This window comes from Oceaniferula flava (assembly GCF_016811075.1).
GTDB classification, from domain to species: domain Bacteria; phylum Verrucomicrobiota; class Verrucomicrobiia; order Verrucomicrobiales; family Akkermansiaceae; genus Oceaniferula; species Oceaniferula flava.
Genome location: NZ_JAFBGL010000011.1, coordinates 29996 through 45925, shown reverse-complemented (window position 1 = coordinate 45925; position 15930 = coordinate 29996). Strand labels below are relative to the sequence as shown.

The 15930-nt window shown below is 54.8% G+C and carries 13 protein-coding genes; 7 read left to right on the top strand and 6 right to left on the bottom strand.

The window, feature by feature from the left end; all coding sequences use genetic code 11:
* The first annotated feature begins 36 nt into the window (after window positions 1–36).
* Together JO972_RS14775 and JO972_RS14770 are read left to right on the top strand one after the other, a co-directional pair.
* Window positions 37–264 (top strand): hypothetical protein, encoded by a 228-nt coding sequence (locus JO972_RS14775; RefSeq protein WP_309490849.1) that lies wholly within the window; start codon window positions 37–39, stop codon window positions 262–264.
* A complete protein-coding gene (locus tag JO972_RS14770) occupies window positions 180–1463 on the top strand; it encodes an alpha/beta hydrolase fold domain-containing protein (RefSeq protein ID WP_309490905.1) in 1284 nt (427 codons plus the stop codon). The genes JO972_RS14775 and JO972_RS14770 overlap by 85 nt, the downstream gene beginning before the upstream one ends.
* Window positions 1464–1477: 14 nt before the next feature.
* Here JO972_RS14770 and JO972_RS14765 read toward each other — a convergent pair whose 3' ends face one another.
* The 3 genes from JO972_RS14765 to JO972_RS14755 are packed head-to-tail and all read right to left on the bottom strand — an operon-like array spanning window position 1478 to window position 7726.
* Window positions 1478–3751: an FAD-dependent oxidoreductase gene (locus tag JO972_RS14765; protein ID WP_309490848.1), complete on the bottom strand. Its 2274-nt coding sequence runs from the start codon at window positions 3749–3751 to the stop codon at window positions 1478–1480.
* Between the two features lie 15 nt (window positions 3752–3766).
* On the bottom strand, window positions 3767–5503 hold the full coding sequence (locus JO972_RS14760; RefSeq protein WP_309490847.1) for a sodium:solute symporter family protein: 1737 nt from the start codon (window positions 5501–5503) through the stop codon (window positions 3767–3769).
* Between the two features lie 3 nt (window positions 5504–5506).
* Complete coding sequence (locus JO972_RS14755) at window positions 5507–7726, bottom strand: early set domain-containing protein (protein WP_309490846.1); 2220 nt, start codon at window positions 7724–7726, stop codon at window positions 5507–5509.
* Window positions 7727–7962: 236 nt separating this feature from the next.
* On the opposite strand from JO972_RS14755, the gene JO972_RS14750 reads away from it, so the two are divergent.
* The 5 genes from JO972_RS14750 to JO972_RS14730 all read left to right on the top strand — a co-directional run bounded on the left by JO972_RS14750 (window position 7963) and on the right by JO972_RS14730 (window position 13170).
* Window positions 7963–8493, top strand: coding sequence for a hypothetical protein (locus JO972_RS14750; protein ID WP_309490845.1), 531 nt, complete (start codon window positions 7963–7965; stop codon window positions 8491–8493).
* Window positions 8490–8816 carry an MGMT family protein gene (locus tag JO972_RS14745; RefSeq protein ID WP_309490844.1) on the top strand — a complete coding sequence of 109 codons (327 nt, stop codon included), beginning with the start codon at window positions 8490–8492 and terminating at the stop codon, window positions 8814–8816. Before JO972_RS14750 ends, JO972_RS14745 begins: the two co-directional genes overlap by 4 nt.
* Before the next feature lie 544 nt (window positions 8817–9360).
* On the top strand, window positions 9361–10098 hold the full coding sequence (locus tag JO972_RS14740) for a response regulator transcription factor (protein WP_309490843.1): 738 nt from the start codon (window positions 9361–9363) through the stop codon (window positions 10096–10098).
* A gap of 8 nt (window positions 10099–10106) precedes the next feature.
* The gene (locus tag JO972_RS14735; RefSeq protein ID WP_309490842.1) at window positions 10107–11591 is read left to right on the top strand and encodes a sensor histidine kinase; all 1485 of its coding nucleotides are present in this window, start codon (window positions 10107–10109) and stop codon (window positions 11589–11591) included.
* A gap of 421 nt (window positions 11592–12012) precedes the next feature.
* A complete protein-coding gene (locus tag JO972_RS14730) occupies window positions 12013–13170 on the top strand; it encodes a hypothetical protein (RefSeq protein WP_309490841.1) in 1158 nt (385 codons plus the stop codon).
* 2 nt (window positions 13171–13172) lie between these two features.
* Here the strand turns inward: JO972_RS14730 and JO972_RS14725 are convergent, their stop codons facing one another.
* Genes JO972_RS14725 through JO972_RS14715 form a run of 3 tightly spaced genes read right to left on the bottom strand, consistent with a single transcriptional unit; the run spans window position 13173 to window position 15925 of the window.
* A complete protein-coding gene (locus tag JO972_RS14725; protein WP_309490840.1) occupies window positions 13173–13760 on the bottom strand; it encodes a nucleoside/nucleotide kinase family protein in 588 nt (195 codons plus the stop codon).
* A complete protein-coding gene (locus JO972_RS14720; RefSeq protein WP_309490839.1) occupies window positions 13753–14181 on the bottom strand; it encodes a hypothetical protein in 429 nt (142 codons plus the stop codon). Before JO972_RS14720 ends, JO972_RS14725 begins: the two co-directional genes overlap by 8 nt.
* A gap of 1 nt (window position 14182) precedes the next feature.
* Window positions 14183–15925: a DUF3592 domain-containing protein gene (locus JO972_RS14715; RefSeq protein WP_309490838.1), complete on the bottom strand. Its 1743-nt coding sequence runs from the start codon at window positions 15923–15925 to the stop codon at window positions 14183–14185.
* Window positions 15926–15930: the final 5 nt, after the last annotated feature.

The following is a 15930-nucleotide window of genomic DNA, read 5'->3' as shown; positions in this document are numbered from 1 at the left end:
AAAATTCCAATGTTGATCAGGTTATATTACAGCTGCATGGCGGTTCTTTTTTCGACGGCCACTTTAGCATTTGCGGAAACGACACCGACGATTCTCGCCCTCGGCGACTCCATGACAGCCGGCGGGAAGAGTTTTGTCTGTTATCGTGAGGTTTTGGTTCCCGAATTACGTAAAAAAAAATTGCGGTTAGATTCATTGGGCCGCGAGCAGATGCTGTTTCAGCGCATGCTGGATACGGAGGCAAGAGCACTGGCTACCTGTTAAGTATCTCTAAAAACATCTACAAGAAGTATCCTGCCGATATCGTCATGATTCATTCGGGTCACAATAGCTTCAGCAAAGACAAGCCTGTGCCTGGAATGATCCGCGATACGGAAGCCATCATTAACAACCTCAGGAAGATTAATCCTGAGGTCCGCATTCTGTTGGCCCAGGTGATTCCGGCCGGAAAGCTCCCCAAGTATTCGTATATTCCTGAGTTGAACCAAGAATTGGCAACACTGGCAACGCGTCTATTACAAGAGGGGGTGCGCATAACACTCGTGAACCAGGCCGATGGATTCGATTGGAAGGTTGATACAGTCAAAGACAAGGTGCATCCCAATGCGGCTGGAGCGAAGAAGATGTCAGACAAATGGATGGCGGCACTTCTTCCGGCCTTAGGCCACCCAAAGATATTGGCGTATGAACAGCTGCGGCTTTGGCATGGGGCTGCCCCCGGACTTGCCGCTAAGCTGTCGCCGGAGAAGGACCTACCGCAAGGACGTGTCTTTCACGTTAGTGTTCCCACGCTTGATGTTTACCGCCCGCATCGTGCAAATGGAGTCACACTGATTATCTGCTCAGGAGGTGGGTATAAGAAACTAGCCTCCGGCCCGCTGGGTCTTGGAGCCGTTGACGAGTTTTTAGAGGACGGTTACACAGTCTGTTCTCTAAAATATAGATTATCTCCTCCTTCAGCCAATGTCGTCAAGGACGCTTGGATGGATGGGGCACGAGCCGTGCGGCTGGTCAGGAGTCGCGCCAGAGAGTGGAAGATAGATCCAGAGCGTATCGGAATGATTGGCTTTTCCGCTGGCTCTAACATGATTTTGAATTTGGCGTGCAAACATGATAGAGGCGACCCGAATGCTAAAGACCCACTTGCAAGACTGAGTGGTCACCCCAACTTCATGGTGCTCGCCGCTCTCTGGCTAAATAAACAGAATAAGGTAACCGACTGGGCCATCCACCCACAACTCCCACCCACTTTAATCCTCAGTGCTAGCGATGACCTAACAGCACCCACTCAGGACACTGAAGAGATGGCCAAAGCATTTCGCAAAGCACAGGTTCCAGTGCAACTTGAAATTTACGACCGCGGCGGCCACATGGCGTTCAATTTCCCATCCCCGAAAGCTGCCGACTGGCCGCAGCGTTTCAGGAAGTGGATCAAACAACTGAACGTCGCTACCAAAAGGTAGACGGAGTTTACAGCCTACAGCACTCTAACACGGAAGATAGCGGCGGGGGCGCCGTGGGTGGCGTGGATTTTTACTTTCAAAGACTGCACCTTGAGGGCTTCGTTGAGCGATAGGCTGTAGCGGGCACCATGGTGGTCTCTCACTTCGGCCAGGACTTGGTCGTCATCGGTCAACAGGTCAAAATCCTTCACCATGAAGGGCACCACTTCCTCCGGGTGCGTCATCAGCACCGATTCCATCGGGTGATCCCAGTCAGGGTCAAACTCAAGGGTCACTTGGCTGATCTCGATCGGATCCTGCCACTGAAGTTGTAACTCGGGTGCTGGATCCTTGGGGCTGGCAATCCAGGCATTGGTCAGCTCCGTCGGGCGCGAGGGGTAGGAGGAGACGTTGTCCGGGCTGAACAGCTCAATGGCGGGCTCAATGCCCATCGCCAAATTACATCCTTCGGGTCGGCGTTTGGGCAGCCAGAATTCAAAGCTATCAATGCCGATGCCCTCGGGCGGACTTTGTAAACTCGAGGTGGCTACGGCTTTGTTATAGGCATTGGTCACGGCCAGCACCCCGGTGAGCCGATCGCCACTCAGGCGCACTTCGGCCCCAGGGGATTCGCATAATTTGATGAAATAGTAACCCGCGGTGTCGATGTGAGATTGGAACTGGGCGGTGATGTTTCCGACGCCTTCTTCGAATGGAACCACAATCGTCTCGACCAGTTCGTCCGGGGTAAAGTTGCCTTTTTTCTGAGAGCGTAGCAGCTCGACCCGCAAAGACCCCGCCTGCTGCGCGTTGAGTTCGAAGGTAAAACGGGGGCATGCTCCTGTGTTGAGCGGCAGCAGCATTGCCCATCCGTGGTCCAATGACATCCAGTCCTGGTTCGCCGGGATCTCGGCGAGGCTGAGTGTGGAGCTGGCGCTGATGGCGGCGGTCGCCGTCTGATCATCGGGGTCGACGATTGTTTTCCCGGGAAGAAACTGGCCAATGCGATCCAGCCGCACTTGCAGATCGCCAAGATGTTTGGCGTCCATGATGTCACGTGGCTGCAGTGAGCGTTCTTTGCAAAGTGCCGCAGCCACCGCCACCGCCTGAGCGCCGGCCGCGCAGGTGGCCATCACCCGCGTGGTGCCGAAGGCCACATGAGTGGCGCTAATGATGCGTCCTGCTAGAAAGAGGTTGTTGATATTTTTGCTGTAATAACAGCGGTAGGGGATGCCGTAAACACCCTTGGAGTGCCATTGATTGCAACCCGCGCCTTCGGCGTAAACCCCGTCGGCAGGGTGCAGATCGACCGACCAGCCACCGTGGGCCACAACATCGTCAAAGTGAGTCTGCTCGACCACATCGCGCTGGTGAATCATGTAGTCGCCTTCAAATCGGCGGCTCTCGCGCTTACCTGGAATATGGCCAACCCACTCCAGTGTCATGGTATCGGCCTCGGGGAATTTGCCGGAGTTTTTGATGTAGTTCCAGACACCGTAAACCACCTTCCACAGCTCCCACTTGATGTCTTCAGTGGCGTGGATGGTATCGAGTCGACCACCGTATTCGAGCCACCAGAAGTTACACCCCTGCATGTTCGAACTGAACTGGCGGTAGCGCGGGATCTTGGTGATGTCTTTCAGCGCCCAGCTGGGTGGGGTGAACTTCACCGGGGTGCCCACGTCTTTGCTGTAGAAATACATCGAGTGTCCTAACAGCTCGCCGTAGGATTTGTCCGGGGCAAAACCTTCGTTGAACTCCTCCTTGGTTTCGGCCCCCATGCGGAAGGCAGCGCCGGCAAGAAATCCTACGATGCCATCGCCCGAGGCATCACAGAACAACGGAGCGGTGAGTCGATACTGCGTCGAGTTCTGCGAACAAAAGGCACGCACGGCCGAGATGGTGTCGGGGTCGGATTTTTCGACGTCATAGGCCGCTGTGTTTAGCAGCAGGGTGACGTTCTTTTCCTCGATCACTTTTTCCAACAGAATGGTATCGAAAATCAACGCGTTCCCCTGTCGGTTCCGGTAGAGGTTTTCCTCCATGATTTCGTTCATGACACCGCCCTCGCGCGACCAGCGGTTGTTATTTCCTAGGTGAGATGTCGCGCCGAGAATCCAGAGCCGCACTTCGCTCGAGGCATTGCCACCCAGCACCGGCCGATCTTGCACCAGCACCACCTTCATGCCTTCGCGCGCCGCCGTGATCGCGCCGCACGCACCTGCTAAACCTCCGCCAACGATGACGAGGTCGGATTCGATTTCTTCTTCACGGAGGCTTCGTGAGTCACATGCTGTTTCTGTAATCATTGGAAAAGTGGAAAATTATTGGGAAAGTTGGGTAGCCGCGGACTTGCGGCAGACGAATAAAATGACGCCGGAAATCACCGCGAGGATGGCACCGAAGATGGAAAGCACGACGGTGGAGTTCGAGTCGTTGACGGCGATCAGGGAGAACATCATCAAGGAGCAGACGGCAAGGCACCAGGCGACGACTTTGGCGGCGATTGGATTGGATCCCGTGCTGCGCTGATGTTCCGCTTCGTCCTCCTGCTTGGTCAGTGCTGCGATGGCTTTCCAGCCCTCGGATTCACCGCGCGACATGATCTCGATGGCTCCGAGAACCATGACCGGGAAAATCACACCGACAAAGGTTTTGAGGAAGGATGCGTTGGCGACCACCCAGTCGTTCGCCGTGGTCATGCTCTCGAACCAGCCGTTTTCGCCAAAGCCAAAACGAATGATCGCACCGATGGCAAAGCCGCTCAAGCCAGTGATCCAAACGGCGCGTCCATTGATGCGCCGACTGAACAAGCCCCATATCGAAGGAGCCAGAAGAGGCACCACCATCAGCGAGGTGATGCTGATGATCAGATCCTTGACCTGTCCGAATTTCTCAATCTCCAAGGCGATGAAGATAAGGAGGGCACCAAGAAAAATGGTGAAAAACCGACCAGCTTTCACCATCGAGCTGCTGTCGGTTTTTTTCGCCAGTGGTTTGTAAATGTCATTGGTTAGAACACCGGAAAACACATTCAGTTGGGAGCTCACCATGCTGGCGGTGGCGGAAAACATCGCCGCTAACATCAGGCCAACCATGCCGATCGGCAGCACCGCTTTGCATGAAAGGATGTAGGCCTGCTCCGGGTCGGCACCGGGGTCAATCACCTGATAAATCATCGGCGGCAGCAACCAGAGGATCGGGCTCACTAGATAGAGTATGCCAAAAAGATAGGTGCTCTTGCGGGCGTCCTTTTTGGTCGGCACACAAAGATACCTCTGCACAAATGCCCACTCGGCGCCGATCATGAAGAAGTGGATCGCCGCCCAGCCGACGAGGAAAAAGACGGTGTATCCCTCGGCCTCATTCACCAGGTTGAAAAATCCTTCCGGAGCATCGGCGATGAATCCGCTCACTCCTCCAACACGGCCGAGCGCCAGCGGAACGACAAAGAGCACCGCCAAGTTCAGAATGATGAACTGCAGCACATCCGTCATCAACACCGCCCAGAGCCCGCCAATCATGGTGTAGAGCACCACGATGCTGCCGAAAATAAGGATCGCATAACGCAGCGACAGATTGCCTGTTTCCGGATCCCGCAGCGGATTTCCTTCGCCCAGCGGCATCAGTGCGACCAGAATTTTGGCCAGAGCATAGAGCGCGGCCGCCGTGCCGATGACGCGTAGCACCATCATCGACCAGGTGTAAAAGTGCAGCGCCCCCTTGCCGAATCGAAGCCTCACATATTCCGCCGGTGTCGCGATCCCCATGCCCTTCCACTTGCTGGCAATGAAGTATCCGGCCAACAATGCCGCCACACCATACATCAGGTTGATCATCACCGCCACCAAACCCAGTCCGAAGGCAATGCTGCCCCAGACCACGAAGGTGTTCGCTGAAAACATCGTCATGAAGGCACTCAGGCCACTCGCCCACCAGGGAGACTCGCCACCGGCGCTGAAGAGGTCCGCTGAGTTTTTTACCAGCTTACCTAACAGAATTCCCATGAGCACGGTGCCACCGAGGTAGGCAATGAGAACGGTCCAGTCGGCAGTGTGCATGGTTTATGGGTTAAGATTGATTGAGGGCGTGGTGGCCGCCGCATCGAATTTAAAATAAGACAGGCTGATGCACCAGCTGGCGCCGTAGTTCACCCAGCCTTCAGGATGACGAAAATCTCCACCCGGCTTGAACGGATACGCGCCACTGCCTGGTAAGCTGGAGATCGAGCCACGACACAATTCCAAGCGTGCGCAGACGTTGTCCTTATAGCCCCTTGGCCATCCGCGTTCGATTTCGGGGAAACCCATGTCCGGCTTGTGCGGTGCGGCGGCGAGCTGTGGGTTGCGGCCAAAGACATGATCGACCGATGCCGTGGCCAGCTCCTCAAGCCGCTGCTTGAGCTGCGGATCATCCACCACCCAAGCGGCAGCCGTTGCGATCGCCGGAACACTCAGGGAGTTTCCCACTTCGTTCATCGCAGGGATCGTCCAGAGATCTTCCAGGTCATAACGGCGGAAGTCCCACATGTTGTCTGATCGACTAACCGCTACCCTCGCCCACTCGGTGATTTTTTCCTGCAAACCGTCGGGTGCATGGTCCGGGTATTTTTGCAGCAACCACACCAGGTTGGGAATCGTGCGGTGCTCACTCATGCGGTGGCCTTTGGTCGTGCGGGGGTCGTTCCAGTCGAGATGTTTGATGATCCATTCGGCCTGCTTCACCGCCGCGTTGAGATACTTCTCCGCGCCCTTGCGTCCTTCACGCTGGGCGACCTCATACATCATCAGGTTGGGAACAATCGAGTGTCCTGGTGCGTGACGACCTTTGAAGGGGTGGAGCAATTTCTTTTTCGGCGATTTCGTCAGTGATTTTGCAGTGACGTAAGAGCTCGGTTTCCACCACGGGTTGATCTCTAACGATGGCTCCCAGTTGTTGACACAAAGTGCGTAACATTGATGGTAGAACGACTGCGGCAACCACTTTTTCAGCGCCGGCCAGGCCCACACCACGTAGGCGACCTGCTCGATCGTCTGCGCATGAATTTTCCGGCCATCCGGGTCACGGCTTGGGTCCTTGGTTGCGGGGTTGACCAGGTAATAGCCCGCCCCCCAGTGGATCATTTTCACCACATCCGGAGCATCGGCTTTGGGCGGCTCGAGTTGATAGTATTGGCGCACCGCCTCCATCACGCCTTCGGAACCCGGGTTCTTGGCGTCGAAGGGGAAATTCGCCGCTGTCACTCGCGCCTTTTCCGCCTGCCAGTCAATCTGCTTCGGCATGCCGTCGATCCGTTTGGTGTCGGCCAGGTAAAAGAGCACCAGCGACGGAACGATGGCATCGTAATAGGTGCCGTCCCGCCATGGACATCCCCCGTAGGCGCTGGGGTGGGTGCCAACGACGGAGCGCGAATCGATCAGGAAATCCACCGCCGGCTGCCAGAATTGTTCGTCGTAAAGATTCTCCCGGATCAGAAACGGATCGCTTTGATTCGTTTTCAGTGACCCTCCGCTCAGGGTGATCAGGTAATGCTGCTGACTATCTTCGGGGCGAAACTGGCTGAAGTCACCGTTCTTATTGTTGATCACGCCACGGTAGAGCACATCGGTCGATCCTCTAAGAGTCAGAGTAAATTCAGTGCCGTCGGGCGACAAGGGAGCGGTGAACCGTTTCGAGCGACCGGTTTCATAGCCCACCTGGTTCACCGCGATCTGGTGACGGGAGCGATCGATGGCAGCGTCTTTGCCGCCTTGGCGAGCATGCGCTAACAGACCTTCTGCTTCCTTGTTATCATACACCGCAATTTCACGAATCCGCCCGACATGCGAACCGACTAAACTAAGCCGCAGCTGGCTAACCTTTTCGCCCTCGATGTAGATGCGGCGCTCGTCATCCTTGTTGTGACGAATGCGGCCCGACTTCGGTGTCACCCACTTGCCCGCGATCTTCAAACTGATGTCAAAGTCCGCCAGCACTGATTTCTGATCTTTTTTCCATCCCGAATAGACATCGACGGTGCGGATGGTCACCGGCTTGGCAAATGCCAACTCAATCCAGCCCGCTTGCTCGCCTTTGTCGGCCACCCAGCGGGAGGCATCGCTGACCACCTGATCGACCACTTTCGCCGCCGGATATTTGGCATGGGAACTTGATGCCTTCACCGTCGCACCCTTCGCCAAGTTGACCTCCTTCGCAGCCACTAGAGTGACCATGGATACCGCAAGGATCGAAAGCAGCATAGCCTGGACGACAGAGGAAATGGAGGTTCGGTGGTTCTGATTCATTCTAGATGTGGGTGACTCATCGAAGTGCAATGAGCATTGTAACTGAGGCAAAAGTAAGTGCCAGCCCTCATAGCCATTGTCATTGTTCTAATCCATGAAACTACTTGTCTAATTTGTCAGAGATCGCGCTGTATTGGCCGCTGCGCGTGACACCTTGACTATTCGCTTGATGCTAAGGAAGGGCTCACGTTAGGGTTGGGATATTATTGGCACTTATGCCTCATTCCATTTGTATCATGAAAATAAACCAGTTCACCTTTTTATGCATCGGCCTGATCATGGCCTCTTGCGCTCCTCAAGCTAGTGATTCCCCGAGCTCTGTGCCGGTTGCCAAGGTGGTGACACCGGAGCGTCACACGGTGGACGGGATGCATGAGGTGATGCAGTTCACCGATACCGGACGGGAGGTGATTGTTGCCTTGGACTGGCGGAAATACTCCACCGCCAAGGACAGCGCACTGGAGCTCGTCTATGGCGATATGAGTCGGCCTCCGGCTCAGTATATGGTTGATCAATTGACGGTATCCATCGATGGCAAAGGTGTGGCCATCCCAGCAGCGAATTACAGCTACCTAGGCTCGCAGTGGATGAACGAAATCAAGCATCTTGGTGTGTATAAGAGTGGGAGTAAGCTCAATATTTACGTCAACGTTGGCGATGGCTCGGAGGCCTGGACCGCGAGTTATCTCATCGATCCTGCTACCGGCACCTTGGTGAGCCATAAAGTTTACGATGGAGCTGAATTTCATAACAACTTCGCACCATGAGCCGCGAATCCACAGCTTTCGAGCAAAGTGTCTATGCGCTCTTGATGAAGATTCCCGTGGGGAAGGTGGTGACGTATCGTGAAATGGCCCGAGCGCTGGACTGTGGATCAGCTCAAGCGATTGGACAAGCGCTCAAGAGAAACCCACTCGCACCGGAAGTTCCTTGTCACCGGGTGATTAAAACAGATGGCGGCATTGGCGGGTATTCAGGCGAAACGATGGGGCCAAAGCTCAAAGAGAAGCTGGAACTGCTTGCCTCCGAAGGGGTCGGTTTCGACGCGACCGGAAAGCTGCAAGACCCCAAGCGGCTTCACCATTTTTAACTAAGTCGCCCTCTGGCCAGCCACGCGGGAGCAAATAAACATCCCACAAGAATCCCGTCCCAACCGGAGCTGAAACGGGATTCAGGTGTTATGTAGTCAATACTGCATACCTAAACCTAATGTGTGTGTGGATTACGAATGCGTCTGTAACTTGGCCCCACTCTGTTAAGGGATGATTGCTTTAGGAGATTCTTTTGTTAAGTTTCGGTAAAGTGACTCTCGGTAAGTGTTTTAAGCTGTGAAGAAAAAGAAATGGCCCCACTCTGACAGCAGCCAAGGTGGGGCCAAGTTCGCTGTGGGCCTGTCAACTACCAGACAGATCTCCACTCAGTGCGAGGTTTTATAGCTCAGGAATAAAAGTATGGTGTCCGCCTTACATGTTTCCTGGCGATATGTGCAAATCTCGGTGGCATCCGCATCGGACATCGCCTTGATTCTGTTGGGACACTAAGCTGTCTCTGTTAAGCGCTGATTTGAAAATGAGGATAAAATATTAAGATTATGTAAATAGATTGGTCTTAAGGGGGGCGCCGCTGCTAATTTCATGACACTCAAGATGAAGTCGGATCAGCAACGTAGAATTTTAGTAGTGGATGACGACCGTAAATTGTGCGGGCTGATTCGTGATTACCTCACCCCTCTCGGCTATGAGGTGGCCATGAAACACACAGGTGCGGCAGGGCTGGAGGCGGCACTGGCTGGAAACTTTGACGCTGTTCTGCTAGATGTGATGATGCCTGAGATGGACGGCTTCGAGATGCTCAAGGAACTGCGTAAATCCTCGAACGTTCCAGTCTTGATGCTTACGGCAATGGGGGAGGAGGCAGACCGAATTGTGGGTCTTGAGATCGGAGCGGATGACTATTTACCGAAGACCTTTTCTACCCGCGAACTTTTGGCCCGACTGAGAGCTGTCATGCGGCGGTCGGTTCTAACGGTGTCGGAAGCGGCGACGCAGGAGACCGAATACGAGGTCAACGGTCTCCAACTCAATGAGGGGACCCATCAGGTGCATTTGGATGGTGAGCAGCTGACTCTCACAGCCTTGGAGTTTGCCATCCTTGCCTCGTTAATGCGTTCGCGTGGTCGGGTGAAATCTCGCGAACAGCTGCTGGACGACGTCTCGGATCGAAAATTCGATGTCTTTGACCGGTCGATCGATGTGCACATGTCGGCCCTGAGGAAAAAGCTGGGTGACAACGCCGCGGCGCCTCGTTTCATCCGCACGATTCGCGGCATTGGCTACCAGTTTATTGTCAGTGAGGGAGGGAGTGAAACGTGATGCGAGGCATGCCATTGTCGGTTCGGATTCTTTGGTTCCTGCTGTTGAATTTGCTTATTGCCGTCGGCTTGTTAGGCTGGGTGCTGAAGGGCAGCTACGGTCTCGGTAAGGACTCACTGATCGAGAATACGGTGGAAAGCCGGATGGAGTCCATGGTGCGCTTGCTCATGCCGGCGCTCAATGGCTCAGAGCTCTCGGAATGGAATGATATTCTTGAACATACTGGCGATGCCAATGGCGTGGAACTTGCGCTCGTCAGTCCCGATGGAGCACGCCTGTTGGCTGGCAGTGAGCGCGAGCTACCTAGCGATCTGGCTCAACAACTGCAGGAGAAATATCCGCCTCGTGCTGGTCGACCCGGCCGCCGCCGCCGACTTGAGATGACCGAGGAAAATCATCTGGATGCCCTGATGGATGACGGGCCACCAGGAGGGCCGGGACGTGATCCGGACGTGCGAAACGGTCGCATGGGAAGGATTGATATCGAAGCCATCGGCGAGTTCGGAGCACCGAAACATGAAATGGCAGCCTTGCACTTCTGGATCGAAGCTGGAAATCGGAAACCGAACGATCTGATGTTGATTGTTTGGAAACGAGACAATGCCAGTCAGGTGTTCTTTTCGTGGACGCCGTTATTTTTCACCACACTTGCTTTGTTGTTAGTGACGGCATTAATCTGGGTGCCTTTTGTCTATCGTATTACCAGACGTCTGGGGATTTTGACCCAAGGGGCGGAGAGCATTGCCGAAGGGCAGTTTGAGATCGATGTGGCCAGCGATCGGAGCGATGAGTTAGGTCGCTTGAGCCGATCGGTCCAAGGCATGGCACAGCGGCTTGATGAATACGTCACCGGACAGAAGCGTTTCCTCGGCGATATCGCCCATGAGTTATGTTCTCCCTTGGTTAGGCTCCGAATGGGGCTCGGGGTTTTAGAGCATCAGCTCGGTGACGAAGATCAATCGCGCCTTGGGAATCTGAACGAGGAGGTGGAGGAGTTATCCCAGCTGGTGAATGAACTGCTCGACTTTTCAAAGGCTTCACTGAAACCGGATAAGTTGGAATTTGAAACAGTCAATCTGCTGGATCTCTGTTCCACGGTGGTTGCTAGGGAAGCTGGAGACCGGCCTGTTGCTTTGAGTGTTCCGGAAGGTCTTACGATTCAAAGCCGAGGCGATTTACTGAAGCGTGCGATCGGGAATCTGGTGCGCAATGCAGTTCGCTACACGGATGAAACCGGAATGATCGCGATTCGTGTCGAATCTTCGGATTCGGGTGTCGTGATCGCGGTGGAGGATGAAGGTCCTGGGCTACCTGAGGCTTGGCTGGAGAAGGTCTTTGAACCCTTTTCGAGACCCGATGATGCGCGTGCTCGGGAGCATGGTGGTAGTGGCTTGGGCATGGCGATTGCTAAAACCTGCATTACCGGACTGGGCGGAGACATCCGCTGTGAGAATCGGCCTGAAGGAGGTCTGGCTGTGATTATACGGCTTTAGTGTTTTTCGGAGATGTAGATGGATGAAATCGAATCATGAGCTGATCAATTTCATTCATCATGGCATCGGCTTTGTCACCATGTGTCGCGGGTTTATTCTGTGAAATCTTGGATAAGTTTCGTTGTTTTCATATTTTTCGAAGTATGGAAGAGGCTGTTTGAATATTTATGATAAATATGAAGATCTGCAGATCGCTTGAGGATTACTTGGGGGAGATCGGAATTTGACTCGAACTTATGACGTGATAAGATTCCTCCTAATGAAATTTGTTGCTTTTGTGATCGCCCCACAGACTGCCAGCCCGCAGCTGGCGGTAGGCACGGGCGCGCGCGAAAACTCCAATGAAGCGGACGATTCGAAATTCTCCATGATGAAACAGGTAAATTCAGAAGAACGAAACGTTCGCAGTCGGTCCTAAGGTATGTTTTTTGGTTCCGTTAAAAAACGCCTTGGTCTTCTTCTGCTGCTCCTCGCAGCTTGTCCAATGATGCTCGCCTGCCTGTGGGATCGTGACACTTTGGCGACCGAAGCCCAGGGGCAAATGGATCTGGTTTACACGCTGGTAGGTTGGGTCGATCGCTACCCGGATGAATATTACCAGATGCGTCTCGAGCGCGTCCGCGAGGAACTTGGGAAGCACCCTGAAAAGCTGGACCTTTACGATGATGCCGGCGTAGCTCTCGATCGCTTGAACCGAAGTAATGAAGCGATTGCAGTGATGGCTGAAAAGAAGCAGCAGATCGATCAATTGCCGGAGGGCGAGGAAAAGGACACTCATCAGTATCGCTATCTTGCGAACTTGGGAACTTTCTACATTCACCGCTGGGTCCAGCAGGGACGCGAGGCAAGGGAGGCCGATTATACCGATATTGCTCATGGTGAGAAATTGATTGCTGCTGCAATCGAACTGAATCCGGACGCACACTTCGGACGTGAAAAATACCAGCTGAAAACGGTGCGGTGGTTAATGCCCGCCTACCAGGCCAAGCTTCTGGGCTCTGGAGACTCTGTGTCTTTACTGGATATGTTGGATGAACCAGATCCTAACAAGGCCGTTGAGGGTCTTACTGGCCTGATTCGGCTGGGAGCCGCTTGGCGGAGCCTCGATGTTCACGCCGCCGTGATGGGCGCCCTGATGCAGCGGGAGAACAGCTCGCTGGTGCTGTTAGCCAACCTGCGTATGAAAGAACTGAAAGCCAATGGTGCGGAGTCTATTCATTATGATCCAGACGTGCGCGAACACGTGGCTGACTCCGGCAGGGTGCTGTTAAGAAATACAAAGCCAGTGGAAGACTGGTATGTCGCTGCACGCAAGGTGGCCGATGCACGCAATCTTGCTCGTCGTGACTACATAAAGGAACGCTTGGATTTGGGCCAGCACCCGGACACTCACACTGAATTTTGGAGCGAATGGCAGGAGCCTAGTTTGCCAGCAATGCCCTCAGAAGCCGAGATCAATGATAAGCCGCGTGATTACCGTGAGCTGCTGACTCTTGGCGTTCCGGCAAGTGTCGGAGTCGTCGGCTTTGTCATCGGGCTCTGCTGGTTGATTAAGCAGGAGAAGAAGGCCGAGGGCTAGATCTACCGGCTGCGATGAAAATCGTAGCACTCCAGCAGGATGTCGCGGATGTTTCCCCGATGCTTTTGCCACCACTGGGGCAGATGAGGCTCCACGTCGGAGTAGTAATCAGGAGCAACCCGGCGGATGCAACGTTGCAGCACAGCGATGTCTGGTTGCAGATCCCAGAGCTGCGGTAAATGGCCTGGCCGATGCCGCGTGACTAACAATCCCTCCGCCGCCTGGCCGAGCTGGTAGAATCTCCGCCTCGCTCGCCAGCCGAGTTGCTCTTCTCCATCGAGCAGAATGAACTTGCCTGCGGCTTCTCGGATTTTCTGCCAATCGGTCTCGCTGAAAGATTTGGATTGGCGGTTGAGGAAGAGGTGGATCACTTGCTGTCCTTGCTGCAGGAGATGTTGCCGGAACCATGCTAACAGGGTGGATTTTCCAGCGCCGTGCCGACCTGTGAGTGTCGCCCGCTGATCGAGCTGTTGCCACTTGGCGAGTAACTCCTCTTTCGTGGTGCCTATCCATTCGGGCCGATAGCTGAGCAGCAGCTCTGTGCGATCGGTGGCAAATGGATTGCTGCGGGCATTCACAGCATCAGGCACGGTTATTGGTCACGCTGAACCACTTGTTCTTTTTCTCCTTCGTCTTCGCAGTCTGCACCGGACTCAGGCTGATCTTCTGACCATCGGGGGTGAGATCGAACTCAAAGCGCTCGGAGGCCTCTTCGGATGGCAGAAACACCGCATCCAGTGCCCAAGTGAGCTCGATCAGGCTGCCGGCAAAGCTGTAGGGTTCATGGGGGAGGGGGAAGGAGAAGTTCGCGGAGCCTTGGGAGGTAGACCAGCTGAGCTCATCGATCACCTCGACTTCCTGGGTGCCGCGTCCGGAGGTGAACCAGAACAGCCGGAGTGCGATCTTATTTTCCCCGCGCGGTGCCTGCCAGCGCAGCTTGCCGGATATGGTATCACCCGGGGTGAACTGGGTGTTCTGATAATCGACCTCAATGGTAATGTCGGCTGGCATGTTAGGATGGGGTTGAAATGTCGAGCGGCAGGACATCGATATCGTAGCGGTCCTTGATGTCTGGCCAGAGTGAGAGCTTGCCGCGAACTTGGAGCGACCACTTGATGCGGTTGTGAGCGCCCTTCCAACTGGGCATGATGTCGCGTTGCTTCGAAAGATCGATTTCCACCGTGCCGCGGCGAATCTTGCGCGGGTCTTTGGTTTCTAACAATTCTTCTTCGTAGAAGGTTTCGTGAGCGGTCACGGTATCGGTGCCTCGCTGATACTGCGCCTCTTCCTCACCCACCAAGTAGATGGCGTAGTGCTGAATGCGATCGGCGTTGCCCTTGAGTTTCCAGGTGACAGTGGCCTGACCTCCCAGCGGCACAGCGCCGGGTTTGAGCAGGAGTGAGGCGGCTGGGCTGAACATCGCGAGGAAACGCGTGAAGCAGTAAATCAAGGCTCCCAAGCCGACCAAGACAAAGGGGATGATGAAGATCGTCAGGAACCATTCAGGATCGTCACGCAGCCAGGACTTGACGGCAATGGTGACAAAGACAGAAACCAGTCCGTTCCAGAAGAGAGCAAAGACGAGCACGCCGAGGAAGGATTTTCGCCGACTACTCGCCGGGCTGAATGTCAGCGGGTCGGGGCGGCTTGCGGAACTCTCACCGGCACCACCCGCATCCCGGAGGGCGACCCGGTGGCGGATGTTCCGGCTCTTTTTCCGGTAGGGCGATGACTGGTTAGAGGCGCCCTTTTCCCGAGCATGTTTGCGCAGGGTATACCACAAGCCACCCACGCCGACGGCAATGAAGGGGAGGGGAAAGAGGGCGAAGAGGGCCGACCAACCAAGCTCGCGCGAAAGCATCGCCTGCCAGGGTTTCTCGGGGTTCACATAACAGGTAATTTCTTTCCCCGGCGGGTGTTCCTTAACCTTGGCCGCCTTGCTCGAGCGTCCACTGCTGGAGCTGCCGGACATGATGCCTTCGTTGTTCGATTTGTAAACCCGACCATCAAAGTTGTAGCGGTAAAAAATATCCACGCTGTAGGTGGTGCCATCGTCACTGCTATGCGAGCGCACACGACTCCAGATGACTTTGGCCGGTGTTTCCACCCAGCCTTGGGCATCGATGTATTTCTTCGCGGAAGGGACCACGAGGAAGAAAAAGATCCCCAAACCTGCCAGTCCGAAGAGGCTGAAAAAAGGCACCAGGATCGTCAGGGGGGCGTCATTGTTCTTGGTCTTTTTCGACGATAGGGCGGCGCTTTCTTGTTTCTTTGCCATGCGATCGGTAAAGATCAGGCCGATCCCAATGGCGACAAAAAGCCCACCTACCAGAGCAAAGATGATGCCGCCCCAAAGATCATCTCCTTTGGCTAACAGAACAGCTTCGCTGGGGTCGTCTGGATTGACATAACAGCGATCCAGCTCACCTGCGTGGTGCTGTTCGATCAGCTCGGCGAGGTCTTCGTAATCCTCCTCGCCCTTCTTTTTCGCCCAGACTTGGTCGCCGGTGTAGCTCTGGCCTTGCCACTCGTAAGTGAAGCGGGCTTTCGGCTGGAACGGTGGATCGTCGCTACTCCGCGTGCTGACGCGAAAATGGGTGACCGTGCAGTCGACCTCGGGCCACTGGCTGCGATGGATGGCATCGTAGGTGGACTTGATGCCGAGGACCAGAAAGATGGAGCTGAACAGCGTCCAGAAGATGGCAAAGCCAAGCAGGCCGCAGCCTTTTTTATCTTTCTTGGATGACTTGCTCACAGCCG

Coding starts and splice junctions, on each gene's coding strand:
- JO972_RS14775 (WP_309490849.1), top strand. CDS start 37: ATGGCGGTTCTTTTTTCGACGGCCACTTTAGCATTTGCGGAAACGACA.
- JO972_RS14765 (WP_309490848.1), bottom strand. CDS start 3,751: ATGATTACAGAAACAGCATGTGACTCACGAAGCCTCCGTGAAGAAGAA.
- JO972_RS14760 (WP_309490847.1), bottom strand. CDS start 5,503: ATGCACACTGCCGACTGGACCGTTCTCATTGCCTACCTCGGTGGCACC.
- JO972_RS14755 (WP_309490846.1), bottom strand. CDS start 7,726: ATGAATCAGAACCACCGAACCTCCATTTCCTCTGTCGTCCAGGCTATG.
- JO972_RS14750 (WP_309490845.1), top strand. CDS start 7,963: ATGAAAATAAACCAGTTCACCTTTTTATGCATCGGCCTGATCATGGCC.
- JO972_RS14745 (WP_309490844.1), top strand. CDS start 8,490: ATGAGCCGCGAATCCACAGCTTTCGAGCAAAGTGTCTATGCGCTCTTG.
- JO972_RS14740 (WP_309490843.1), top strand. CDS start 9,361: ATGACACTCAAGATGAAGTCGGATCAGCAACGTAGAATTTTAGTAGTG.
- JO972_RS14735 (WP_309490842.1), top strand. CDS start 10,107: ATGCCATTGTCGGTTCGGATTCTTTGGTTCCTGCTGTTGAATTTGCTT.
- JO972_RS14730 (WP_309490841.1), top strand. CDS start 12,013: ATGTTTTTTGGTTCCGTTAAAAAACGCCTTGGTCTTCTTCTGCTGCTC.
- JO972_RS14720 (WP_309490839.1), bottom strand. CDS start 14,181: ATGCCAGCCGACATTACCATTGAGGTCGATTATCAGAACACCCAGTTC.